Origin of the sequence: Arsenicicoccus bolidensis DSM 15745, assembly GCF_000426385.1 — a bacterium.
In the GTDB taxonomy this organism is placed as follows: domain Bacteria; phylum Actinomycetota; class Actinomycetes; order Actinomycetales; family Dermatophilaceae; genus Arsenicicoccus; species Arsenicicoccus bolidensis.
Window position 1 is genome coordinate 1 of the sequence record NZ_AUFG01000068.1, and the last position, 10,920, is coordinate 10,920.

Genomic DNA, 10,920 nt, shown 5'->3' on the forward strand with positions numbered 1-10,920 from the left:
AAGGCCGCTGCTTTTTTCAGGAACTCCCGATCCATCCGCAGCTGAGCGTTCTCCGCGCGCAAGCGCTCCAGCTCGGCCCGCTCATTGATATCACCCGCCGGCGGCGGCTCATCCATCCGTGCACGCTCCCTGGCGACCCACCGACCCAGCAGCTGCTCACCGATCCCGATCTCTGAGGCGACCGCCGCGATCGTGCGGCCGGAGTCGATCACCAGATGAGCGGCATCACGGCGGTACTGCGGGGTGAAACTCTTCCTCTTGGCACCCATGAAGGCATCCTCTCCCGCCCAGCTACTCAGAGCCGGGCCAGTCAGGGTGTCCGTCGAACGGGGGCAACCTCAGTTTGAGAACCCCTACTCGGCATTGAAAACGGTGGTGTCCCGCAGGTCGCGTGGCGTATACAAGCGTTCTTGGCGGCCTTTGGAGCCGTCGGTTGTGGACTCGCGGGGTCGGATGGTGCGTGCAGTTGGGATAGCTCAAACCTTTCTGCGCCCGGCGCAGGTCGACGAGCTGGTGGCCCTGTATCGGGAAGGCGCGACCCTCGTTGAGTTGGGCGAGCGGTTCAGTGTTCACCGCCGCACAGTGGCTGCCCATCTTGTCCGCCGGTCGATCCCGATCCGCAGGCGCGGCCTCGATGAGTCCGACGTGACTGAGGCGGTCGAACTCTACGAGGGTGGTTCGACGCTGATAGAGGTCGGCTTGCGGTTCGGGGTGAGTCAACAGGCGGTCCGGCGCGCGCTCGACGTGGAACGAGTCACGATCCGTCCGGGCGGCCGGCGCGCTCGGGTCAGTGCTTGATGCGCCTGACCCGGGAGGAAGATGCGTGGATCGTGGCGATCTGGATATCGAGCAGCGTGGTCGTGTCGCCGAGGGGCTGCGGTTCTCGGTCGGCGGTGTAGATGATCACGCCGGCGTCGTGGAGGTCCGCCATGATCTGCGGAACGACCCGGCTGAGCCGGTCCAGGCTGTAGGTCGCCGCAATTAGTCGCCGCAATTATCGGAGTGCTCCCGCCGATACGGGTTCCTGATTCATCGAGTGGTCGTGGGTGACCTGCTCAGCGCGTGCGCGGCGCCGCGCGACTGCTTCCTGGGTCCGGGCACGGACCAGGAGGGCGAGGCTGACCGGTCCCATGATGACGAACTTCATCGCGTTCCAGATCGCCCAAAATACGACGAGGTGAAGCCAGCCGGGGCCGCCATCATCGATGAGGCGGGTGCAAATGCTCGCGATCAGGAGGTAGGGCGCGGCGATCAGCATTGCCGGGATGCCCCATCTGAGACCGCGTCGCCTGCGGATCGCGTCGAGCAGCCGGTTGCTCGGCATGTAACGGCGCAGGTAGTAGCGGCTGTGGACACTGATCGTCCAGAAAGGCGGAACATGGCGGGCCTCTCGTCACACGTGCTCTCCGTCGAGAAGGCAGTACGTGTATGAGCGCCCGTGGTGGGCCGTCCCGGAGGACCCGCAGATGAGAAGAACCTGCCTCACGCTCTACTATACTCCCGATCATGGGGTACAGGGGGCTTGTCTGCGTTTGGTTGCTGGCGATTTGATCCTTCAGCGCAGGCTGCAATGTCGCGGACCGAGTACGATCAGCCTGCCAGGTCTTCGACGTTCTCGCGGGCGGCCTCCAGGCTGTACTGCTAAACGGCTCTGGTCATTGAGCGTCGTGGGCAGGCTGACTATGAAGGTGGTCCCGAGGCTGGAACCTGCGCTTGCGGCGGTGATGCTGCCGCCGTGGGCGTCGACGATGGCTTTGCTGATGGTGAGGCCGATGCCGGAGCCGGTGCGGTCGCGAGTGCGTGCCGAGTCCCCGCGGTAGAACCGTTCGAAGGCGTGCTCTAGCTGCTCGGGTGTCATGCCTTCGCCGTTGTCGGTGACGTTGATGCCGACTTCCGCCCCGTCGCGTTGGGCGGCGACGGTGACGGTCGCCCCGGGTGGCGTGTGCCGGAGGGCGTTGGTCAGGAGGTTGGTCAGGACCTGCCCGATGCGGTGCCGGTCAACCTTCACGGCGAGGCCTGCTGCCGCCGTGGGGTCGATGACGAGGCTGACGCCCTGGGCGGCGTAGCGCTCTCGCATTCCTTCGTGGGCGGCCCAGAGCAGGTCGGCAACGGCGTGGTCGTGCAGATCGAGGTCGAGGCGGCCTTCTTCGGCTGTGGAGACCTCGTCGATGTCGTCGGCCAACCGAGTGAGTCGCTCGGTCTGCTCGGTCAGGGCGGCGCGGGAGTCGGGTCCGAGGGAGGCGATGCCGTCGTGCAGGCCCTCGTGGTAGGCGCTCAGGGTGGCGATCGGGGTCCGCAGCTCGTGCGCGAGGTCGGAGAGCATCCGCCGGCGGGTGTCCTCGACCCCTTCGAGCCGGGCCGCCATGGTGTTGAACGCGGTTGCGAGGGTCTCCAACTCGGTGCCGGAACCGACCAGTGGGACCCTCGTGGCGTAGTGGCCTCTGCTGAGCTCTCGGGCGGCGTGGGTTACTTGGTCCAGGGGGCGTCGCAGACGCCGGGTGAGGAACCAAGTCACTGCGGTGGCGGCCAGCAGGGAGATGAGCAGCCCCACGCCGACCGAGATGAGTGAGGCGTCCCGGTAGGCCATCTCGATATGGGCCAGCTCGGGCGAGTTCGACGGGTGGCCGGCTTGGAGGAGGTGGTCGTGGAAGATCGGGGGGCCGATGATCGTGGCGACCAGTCCGGCGGTGAGGGCGCCGGCAACGAGGACGATCGACTGCCCGGCCAGCAGTCGGGACGCGAGGCCGTGGGACGCATGGGCGCCGGGTGAGGTGTTCATCCCTTGCCCATCCGGTAGCCGATGCCGCGCACGGTGCTGATGTAGCGGGCCGTGTCCGGGTCATCGCCGAGCTTTCGGCGGAGGTGGGCGATGTGGACATCGACCAGGTGTTCATCACCGACCCAGTCGTCGCCCCAGACCTCGTCGATCAGCTGGCGGCGGGAGAAGGCCATGGTGGGCCGTTCGGCGAGTGTCATCAGCAGGTCTCTTTCCGTGGGGGTGAGCGCCACCGGATCACCGGCGAGGTGGACCTGCTGGCCAACCGAGTCCACGTGAAGTTCCCCGAACACCCACACCGGCTCCTGACGATGGGCACGGGACGTGCCGGTGCGGGGTCGGCGCAGGACGGTCTGAACCCGCGCGACGAGCTCGCGAACACTGAACGGTTTGGTGACGTAGTCGTCGGCGCCGACGGACAGGCCGATGAGGGTGTCGATCTCATCCTTGCGGGCGGTGACGACGATGACGTAGCAGTCCGTGAAAGTGCGGATCTGGCGGCACACCTCGATGCCGTCGAGTCCGGGCAGCCCGAGGTCGAGGATCACCACGTCGGGCGTCTGATCACGCACCGCCTGCACCCCTTCCGGTCCGGTGTGCACGACGCGAGCCTGGTACCCGGCGCGGGACAGGTAGGCGCCGATCATCCCGGCGAGAGTCTTCTCATCCTCGATGACGAGAACACTTGGTCCGGGGGTTGGGTGTGTGGTGCTCACACTCGACATTCTCTCCCACCGTTCTCGCCCACCCGTGCTGTCGACGCCGCCTCGTCGGTAGCGCGTCCCGGATCTTCGTCAAACCTCAACTCAGCGAGAGTCTGATCACGACCTACACCGCACAGGATGGATCGTGTCGACACCACTGGGTTCACGACGACGGCAATGGCAAGGAGCACGCTCATGATGTGGGGCTACGGCATGGAGTGGTGGATGTGGTTGATCATGGGGAGCGGCACTCTCGCGTTCTGGCTCGTCATCGTCCTGGTCATCCGGGCACTGCTTCCCGGACGCGATCGCACGACCGCCGGGGCTGACCGCCCGGACCCGCTGACCCTGCTCAAGGAAGGCCTGGCCCGTGGCGAGGTCACCCCCGAGGAGTACGAACAGCGTCGCCGTCTGATCGCCGACGGCCACTGACTCTCTCTCCCCGACCCGGAAAGGCATCATGACCTCGCCCCTACTGTCCCGCCGCAACGTCCTGCTCGGCGGCCTGGGTGTCGCCGCGACCGCGGCCCTAGCCGCCTGTACATCATCGCCCGGGTCTACCGGTACGCCGTCCCGTACGTTCGGCACGCCGACCCCGATCCCGCCGTCCCCGGGGCAGAAACTGATCGAGAAGACCCTCACAGCGAAACCGGTCACCCTCGACCTGGGCGGACGGCAGGTGTCGACCTGGGCATACGGAGACGTCGCCCCCGGGCCTTTGGTCCGGGCGACCGCGGGTGACTTCCTACGGCTCACGCTGGACAACCAGCTGCCCGCGGACACCACCATCCACTGGCACGGCATCCGATTGCGCAACGCCGCCGATGGGGTCCCTGGCCTGACCCAGGACCCGGTCAAGCCAGGCGCCCAGTACGTGTACGAGTTCACCGTCCCCGACCCCGGCACCTACTTCTTCCACCCGCATGTCGGCGTCCAGCTCGACCGCGGCCTGTACGCACCGATGGTGATCGACGACCCCAACGAACAAGGCGGATATGACGCCGAGTGGATCGTCGTCCTCGATGACTGGATCGACGGGACCGGCACCACCCCCGACGCCGTGCTCAAGAAGCTCATCGCCGACGGCGGCACCGCATCCTCCGGCGACATGGGCGGGATGGACCACGGCTCGATGGGCGGGATGTCGATGGGTGCCGGGCCGTGGGGCGACGCCGGCGATGTCACATACCCGTTCTTCCTGGTCAACGGCAGACCCCCCACCGATCCCGAGGTCCTGACCGCCAAACCCGGCCAGAAGGTCCGGCTGCGGATCATCAACGCTGCCTCCGACACGATCTTCACCGTCGCTTTGGGCGGGCACCGGATGACCATCACGCACACCGACGGGCATGCGGTCCAGCCGAGCGAGGTCGATGCCTTCTACATCGGGATGGGCGAACGCTACGACGCGGTCGTCACCCTCAAGGACGGGGCTTTCCCGCTGGTGGCCAGGCCGTTCGGCAAGACCAGCGGCGGCCAGGCCATGGCCCTGGTCCGCACCGCGGGCGGTGCCGCGCCCGGTGCGGATGTCACCCCACCCGAGTTGTCCGGGCAGGTGCTGATCGGTTCCCAGTTGCAGCCGGCGGAGTCCGCGAAGCTGCCCGCCAAGGCACCGGATGCGACCGTCGACCTGAATCTCCAGGGCTCGATGAAGCCCTACCGGTGGGGCATCAATGGGGCCCAGTTCGGGAAGAACGAACCCCTCACCGTCACGGCCGGGCAACGGCTGCGGATCAACGCCGTCAACATGACGATGATGACCCACCCGCTGCACCTGCACGGTCACACGTTCGCGCTGCCCTCTGGTCTGCGCAAGGACACCGTCCTGATGGCGCCGATGCAGTCCTTCGCGATCGACCTCGATGCCGACAACGCGGGCGACTGGATGATCCACTGCCACAACATCTACCACGCCGAGGCTGGCATGATGATCGCCCTGGAGTATGCCAAGTGAACGGGCCAGTGCTGCGGGCGCTGTCAGCCGGTGCCCTGGTCCTCGCCTTCGGTGGTCTGTCCGCCTGCGTGGCTACGACCGCGCCGGACGCATCCGGCTCCCGACCTGCCGGGACGGCTTCAAGCCCTCCATCGGAAGCGGATGAGTCGAACGCGCCGATCGCCATCACTCACATCCACGCCGTTGCGCGAGACCCGGAGACTGGCGAGCTACTGCTGGCCACCCACGAAGGGCTCTTCCGTCATGTCAAGGGCGAGCTGAGCCAGAACGGGCCGATCATCGACCTGATGGGCTTCGCTGTCGGGCCCAACGGCACCTTCTACGCCTCCGGCCATCCGGGCATCGGGGTCGATCTGCCTCAGCCGGTCGGGCTCATCACCTCCGCCGATGGCGGCCTCAGCTGGCAGGTCACCTCGCGAGGTGGAGAATCCGACTTCCATGCCCTCACCGTCGGACCCAAGGGCGTGACCGGATTCGACGGGACCCTGCGCACCAGCACGGACGGCCGCTCTTGGACAGACCGCAGCATCGCCGCCCCACCCCGGGCACTGGCCGCCTCACCCACCTCCGGGACTCTCCTGGCCACGACCGCTGCAGGCCTGCTCCTCAGCACTGACGACGCAGCGACCTGGCAGAAGCTCACGCCACCGGAGACCGCGGTGCTGGTCGCGTGGGCAGACGAGCAGACCATCGTCACCACCACCAGCGCTGGACGCTTGGCGACAAGTGACGACGCCGGCACGACCTGGACCCTGCACCCCGACACCATCGGCACCGCCGATTCCCTGTTCGCCGAGCGCACCACTGACGGCAAGGTCGAGATCATCGTTGTCGTCGACGGGAAGGTCCTTCGCACCACCGATGCCGGAGCAACCACCGAAGTCGTCGTCCAGTGACCCGGCCGACATCTTGACCCACCCTTCATCAACCCAAGGCCATACCGCCACATCGGGCGACGAGTCTGAAGACACAGGGCAAACGGCCCGGGACGAACATACGAAGGAGACCCACCATGGCCACGCGGCACTCACCGTCCAACGACTACGCACAGTTCACGCAACCTACCCAGACACCCACACCCGAGACCCCGGCTCCCAGCCCCGGGCACGGTCACGGCTGGCTGATGTGGCTCATGTGCGTGCCCATGCTCGTCGTCATCGGAATGCTCATCGCCGCCGGCGGCCTCGGCGCCGGCGGCCTCCTCTACGCCCTGGGCTGCCTCGCCATGATGGGCGCCATGATGCTGTGGATGAACCACGGAAACAGGGGAAACCCATCCTGACGGACCCCCACGACCCGACCTTGCCCTAGTTCTCACCAGGCCACGGCCTCTGCGCCCCGACACAGAAAACAACCCGCTGCTGTGCATATACCCCGGCGGGGTATATGGTATTAAATGGTCCGAGTCCAGGAAGAAGCGGATGATCACCACAAAGACACATATTCGGCTGCCCGCCATGAACCTGCGGCAACTGCGAGGGAACCGTCCGAGGCGGATGTCGCCCAGTTGGCCGGTGTCCACTCATCAAGGTGGAGGCCCAGACGGGCGAACTGGTCCCATCAGCGTCGACAGCCAGAACGAAGGACACCGCATGACCTTCGCGACACCCAGGGCGCTGGCCGCCACGCTCGCCGCCCGGGCATGGACACCGATGGACGCGCTCGCGCAGGAGAGCCAACCGTGATGAACCACGAGCACCACTACGACCAATCCACCGCGACGGAGCCGCTCACAGATCCCGTGTGCGGCATGAACGTAAACGCCTCGACAGCACCCGTCCTCGACCACGACGGTCAGCAGTACCACTTCTGCTCGGAGCATTGCCGTGACCGATTCCACGCGGACGCCGCCGCGTTCATCGGTCCCGCAGCCGAACATGCAACAATGCCCGCCGCCAGCCACGATGCGCCCATCAGCGGCGAGGCGACGGAGTGGACCTGCCCTATGCATCCAGAGATCCGCCGCCCCGGGCCCGGGTCCTGCCCCATCTGTGGGATGGCCCTGGAGCCGGTGACCGTCACCGCCGATACCGGCCCCAGCCCCGAGCTAGCCGACATGACTCGCCGGTTCTGGGTCGCCACCGCGCTGACGATCCCCACCGTCGTCCTTGAGATGGGACGCCACTTCATCCCGTGGCTGCACGACCTCATCCCGGCCCGTACCTCGGTGTGGCTCCAGCTGGCGCTCGGCACACCCGTCGTGCTGTGGGCCGGGTGGCCCTTCTTCGTCCGCGGCTGGGCCTCGGTCCGCACCCGCAACCTCAACATGTTCACCCTGATCGCGATGGGCACCGGAATCGCGTGGCTGTTCAGCGTGATCGCCACCTTCACGCCGGGTGTCTTCCCCGACTCCTTCCGCGGTGACGCGGGCACCGTCGACGTCTACTTCGAAGCCGCCGCCGTCATCACCACCCTGGTCCTGCTGGGGCAGGTCCTGGAGCTGCGCGCCCGCGAGCAGACCTCCGGCGCCATCAAAGCCCTGCTCGATCTCAGCCCCAAGACCGCCCGCCGCATCACCGCCGACGGCGACGACGAAGAGATCCCCCTCGACACCGTCCAGCTCGGTGACCGCCTCCGGGTCCGCCCCGGCGAGGCGGTACCGGTCGACGGAACCGTGGAGGATGGCCGCTCCGCCGTCGATGAGTCCCTGGTCACTGGTGAGTCCATGCCGGTCACCAAGAACAGCGGCGACACCGTCATCGGCGGCACCATCAACGGCAGCGGCGCCCTGGTCATGCGCGCCGAGAAGGTCGGACGCGACACCATGCTCGCCCGAATCGTTGCCATGGTCGCCGACGCGCAACGCTCCCGCGCCCCGATCCAGCGGATGGCCGACAAGGTGGCCGGCATCTTCGTGCCCGCCGTCATCACCATCGCCGTGGTCGCGTTCATCGTCTGGGCACTGGTCGGCCCGGACCCGAAGCTCGCCCACGCCCTCATCGCCGCCGTGGCGGTCCTGATCATCGCCTGCCCCTGCGCGCTCGGGCTGGCCACCCCCATGTCGATCATGGTCGGTGTCGGTCGCGGCGCAGGCCTGGGCGTCCTGATAAAGAACGCCGAAGCCCTCGAACGCATGGAGAAGGTCGACACCCTGGTCGTTGACAAGACCGGCACACTCACCGAAGGACGACCCACCGTCACCGGCATCGTCACCACCGGCAGCGACCGTGATGACAACGAGCTGCTGCGCATCGCCGCCGGCGTCGAACGCGCCTCCGAGCACCCACTCGCCATGGCCATCATCGAAGCCGCCACCCAGCGAGGCCTGCACATTCCAGACGTGACCGACTTCGACTCACCCGTCGGGCGCGGCGTCCTGGGGACCGTCGACGGCCACCGGGTGACCATCGGAAGCGCGACGTTCCTCAACTCTGAGGGCCTCGACACGAGCCCGCTCGCCGCCCGCGCCGACGAGCTCCGCGGCGACGGTGCGACCGTCATCCACATCGGAATCGACGACCACTCCGCTGGTATGTTCGCGATCGCCGACCCCATCAAGGAAACCACCCCCGCCGCCCTGAAGGCTCTGCGCGCGGACGGCATCGACGTCGTCATGCTCACCGGCGATAACCGGGTCACCGCCCAGGCAGTCGCCAAGACGCTCGGCATCGATCACGTCGAGGCCGAAGTGCTGCCCGACCACAAGAGTGACATCGTCACCAAGCTCCGCGGCGAAGGTCACGTCGTCGCGATGGCCGGCGACGGCGTGAACGACGCGCCAGCCCTGGCCTCCGCCGACGTCGGCATCGCCATGGGATCAGGCACGGACGTCGCCATGGAAAGCGCCGGCATCACCCTGCTCAAGGGCGACCTCACCGGGATCGTGCGCGCACGTCTTCTCTCCGAGAAGACCATGGCCAACATCCGGCAGAACCTGTTCTTCGCCTTCGTCTACAACGCCCTCGGCATCCCCATCGCCGCCGGCGTCCTCTACCCCGTCTTCGGGCTCCTGCTCTCACCCATCATCGCCGCCGCCGCCATGGCCCTCTCCAGCGTCAGCGTCATCGCCAACGCCCTACGACTGCGCGCTCAAACCATCGGTGGTGATGAAGACGATCGACGTTGAGCTGCTCGTCGTCCCGGACTGCGCCAGCGAGGCAGCCGCGGTGCGGCTGATCACGGCTGCCGTGAGCCAGTGCGGGACAGACGCGCGAGTACACCGCTCCATCGTCGTCAGCGATGAGCAAGCCCAGCAACGGGGATTCACGGGGTCACCGACAATCCTCATCAACGGCGCCGACCCCTTCGCCCGTCAAGGAGCAGCCCCCGCTCTGGCCTGCCGGCTCTACCCGACCGCAGTCGGGCTGCGTGGTGTACCCGAACTCCGGAACGTGATACAAGCGCTCCAGCGTGCGGCAGGGGTGGCCACCTCAGCTGGCGATCACGGCGGCGATATCGCGAGGGGCGGTGCGCAACGTACGGGTTGAGGCACCTCGGGTGTGAGCGGTGCACGTGTGGCGCGCTGCGTCGACGCTTACGCGCGTCGCCCTCGGGAGGATGCCCGATGCCGCCCGGCACCAGGTGCATCGTGGAGCGTCGCGATCAGGGGCATACGCAACCAGATCGAACTCTTTGAAGGCGCGCACACTATTATCCCGCTCGGAGTCCATTCCACACCCCAATCAACACGTGTCGGCAAGGCACTGTGGGGCAGGCCTAGATCACAGGCTCGGGCCGAGAAAGACTTGCTCGACCGGCGAACGCTCGACATTCGCTGTGTGTTCACGAGAGATGTCCCTTGCCTTGTCGAGTGCTGTTCTGGCACGGGCGGCGTCGATCTTCTGGGCGGTTGACTGAGGGGGCCATCCGAGGGGTGTGTCGTCGGTGATGCGATACCGGTCCCGGTAGGCCGCGACTGTGCGGGCATGTCGCCGCCATGCTGTTGCCTTCCGCGAATCGCGAGGAGGCACGCCGAGCGGTTTCGTCCAGGCTTCCCGGGCGTCGCGTGCGGCGTCGAGTACCGCGTCGGTGCGGGCCTCGATCAGTTCACGCCGCTCATCAAGTGCTCGGCGCATGTCCGTGTACATCGGGCCGTCGGCGTGCGGGACGAGGCCGGCGATCAACCGCGGTGGATAGAGCCCCGTTGAGTGGTGGGCTTTGAGGTGATGCTCGTTGCCTACCGGTCGCTCTTTTCGGCTCTTCCGACCTGAGTGTGGGTTGAGCATGGCGGCCCGGTGGGGGTTGGGGTAGGGGTCGAGGTCCCTGGCAGGATCGGAGGACTCTTACCTCGTCCGATCGCCGAAGGACCTCGACTGTGCCTGACTCTACTTCGCTGTGCTCTGGTGTTGGTTCGTGCTCGTCGTGCGATACGTGGTTGGGCCTGCCCGGGATGCGGGTGCTCGACGTCGTCGACGGGCAGGCTCAGGGTCGGTTGGTGGTGCGGGTCGAGTCGCTGCCGGATGTGGCGGGGTGCCCGGTGTGCGGGGTGGTCGCGCACGCCCACGACCGTCACGACGTGACCCTGGTCGACGTCCCCTCGTTCGGTC

At 67.0% G+C, this 10,920-nt stretch carries 13 protein-coding genes; 7 read left to right on the forward strand and 6 right to left on the reverse strand.

Going from position 1 to position 10,920, the window contains the following annotated elements; translation table 11 throughout:
• Positions 1-269: transposase (locus K313_RS0118940; RefSeq protein ID WP_029212758.1), on the reverse strand; the 269-nt coding region annotated here is incomplete at its 3' end.
• A gap of 184 nt (positions 270-453) precedes the next feature.
• Here K313_RS0118940 and K313_RS0118945 point away from each other — a divergent pair.
• Entirely contained in the window at positions 454-798 is a 345-nt protein-coding gene (locus K313_RS0118945; protein ID WP_029212950.1) for a hypothetical protein, read from the forward strand.
• Here K313_RS0118945 and K313_RS0118950 read toward each other — a convergent pair.
• The 4 genes from K313_RS0118950 to K313_RS0118965 all read right to left on the reverse strand — a co-directional run bounded on the left by K313_RS0118950 (position 788) and on the right by K313_RS0118965 (position 3,501).
• Complete coding sequence (locus tag K313_RS0118950) at positions 788-931, reverse strand: hypothetical protein (RefSeq protein WP_169516871.1); 144 nt, start codon at positions 929-931, stop codon at positions 788-790. The genes K313_RS0118945 and K313_RS0118950 overlap by 11 nt on opposite strands.
• Before the next feature lie 63 nt (positions 932-994).
• Entirely contained in the window at positions 995-1,324 is a 330-nt protein-coding gene (locus tag K313_RS0118955; RefSeq protein ID WP_029212952.1) for a hypothetical protein, read from the reverse strand.
• Positions 1,325-1,555: 231 nt separating this feature from the next.
• Complete coding sequence (locus tag K313_RS0118960) at positions 1,556-2,779, reverse strand: sensor histidine kinase (RefSeq protein ID WP_029212953.1); 1,224 nt, start codon at positions 2,777-2,779, stop codon at positions 1,556-1,558.
• Complete coding sequence (locus K313_RS0118965; protein WP_029212954.1) at positions 2,776-3,501, reverse strand: response regulator transcription factor; 726 nt, start codon at positions 3,499-3,501, stop codon at positions 2,776-2,778. The genes K313_RS0118960 and K313_RS0118965 overlap by 4 nt, the downstream gene beginning before the upstream one ends.
• Positions 3,502-3,675: 174 nt before the next feature.
• Here K313_RS0118965 and K313_RS0118970 point away from each other — a divergent pair, with 174 nt between their 5' ends.
• The 6 genes from K313_RS0118970 (at position 3,676) to K313_RS23290 (ending at position 9,861) form a co-directional block, all read left to right on the forward strand.
• Entirely contained in the window at positions 3,676-3,912 is a 237-nt protein-coding gene (locus K313_RS0118970) for an SHOCT domain-containing protein (protein ID WP_029212955.1), read from the forward strand.
• A 28-nt stretch (positions 3,913-3,940) separates the two neighbouring features.
• The gene (locus K313_RS0118975) at positions 3,941-5,434 is read left to right on the forward strand and encodes a multicopper oxidase family protein (protein ID WP_034254532.1); all 1,494 of its coding nucleotides are present in this window, start codon (positions 3,941-3,943) and stop codon (positions 5,432-5,434) included.
• A complete protein-coding gene (locus tag K313_RS0118980) occupies positions 5,431-6,330 on the forward strand; it encodes a F510_1955 family glycosylhydrolase (protein ID WP_034254535.1) in 900 nt (299 codons plus the stop codon). Before K313_RS0118975 ends, K313_RS0118980 begins: the two co-directional genes overlap by 4 nt.
• A gap of 116 nt (positions 6,331-6,446) precedes the next feature.
• A complete protein-coding gene (locus K313_RS0118985) occupies positions 6,447-6,716 on the forward strand; it encodes a hypothetical protein (RefSeq protein ID WP_029212958.1) in 270 nt (89 codons plus the stop codon).
• Between the two features lie 114 nt (positions 6,717-6,830).
• Positions 6,831-9,500 (forward strand): heavy metal translocating P-type ATPase, encoded by a 2,670-nt coding sequence (locus K313_RS0118995; RefSeq protein ID WP_276203049.1) that lies wholly within the window; start codon positions 6,831-6,833, stop codon positions 9,498-9,500.
• On the forward strand, positions 9,481-9,861 hold the full coding sequence (locus tag K313_RS23290) for a hypothetical protein (RefSeq protein WP_205621909.1): 381 nt from the start codon (positions 9,481-9,483) through the stop codon (positions 9,859-9,861). The genes K313_RS0118995 and K313_RS23290 overlap by 20 nt, the downstream gene beginning before the upstream one ends.
• 234 nt (positions 9,862-10,095) lie before the next feature.
• Here the strand turns inward: K313_RS23290 and K313_RS23295 are convergent, their stop codons facing one another.
• Positions 10,096-10,497, reverse strand: coding sequence for a hypothetical protein (locus K313_RS23295; RefSeq protein WP_420804919.1), 402 nt, complete (start codon positions 10,495-10,497; stop codon positions 10,096-10,098).
• Positions 10,498-10,920 lie beyond the last annotated feature (423 nt).

Excerpts from the sequence above, each read along its gene's own strand:
- K313_RS0118945 (WP_029212950.1), top strand. The coding sequence starts at position 454 with ATGGTGCGTGCAGTTGGGATAGCTCAAACCTTTCTGCGCCCGGCGCAG.
- K313_RS0118950 (WP_169516871.1), bottom strand. The coding sequence starts at position 931 with ATGGCGGACCTCCACGACGCCGGCGTGATCATCTACACCGCCGACCGA.
- K313_RS0118955 (WP_029212952.1), bottom strand. The coding sequence starts at position 1,324 with ATGCCGAGCAACCGGCTGCTCGACGCGATCCGCAGGCGACGCGGTCTC.
- K313_RS0118960 (WP_029212953.1), bottom strand. The coding sequence starts at position 2,779 with ATGAACACCTCACCCGGCGCCCATGCGTCCCACGGCCTCGCGTCCCGA.
- K313_RS0118965 (WP_029212954.1), bottom strand. The coding sequence starts at position 3,501 with ATGTCGAGTGTGAGCACCACACACCCAACCCCCGGACCAAGTGTTCTC.
- K313_RS0118970 (WP_029212955.1), top strand. The coding sequence starts at position 3,676 with ATGATGTGGGGCTACGGCATGGAGTGGTGGATGTGGTTGATCATGGGG.
- K313_RS0118975 (WP_034254532.1), top strand. The coding sequence starts at position 3,941 with ATGACCTCGCCCCTACTGTCCCGCCGCAACGTCCTGCTCGGCGGCCTG.
- K313_RS0118985 (WP_029212958.1), top strand. The coding sequence starts at position 6,447 with ATGGCCACGCGGCACTCACCGTCCAACGACTACGCACAGTTCACGCAA.
- K313_RS0118995 (WP_276203049.1), top strand. The coding sequence starts at position 6,831 with ATGGTCCGAGTCCAGGAAGAAGCGGATGATCACCACAAAGACACATAT.
- K313_RS23290 (WP_205621909.1), top strand. The coding sequence starts at position 9,481 with ATGAAGACGATCGACGTTGAGCTGCTCGTCGTCCCGGACTGCGCCAGC.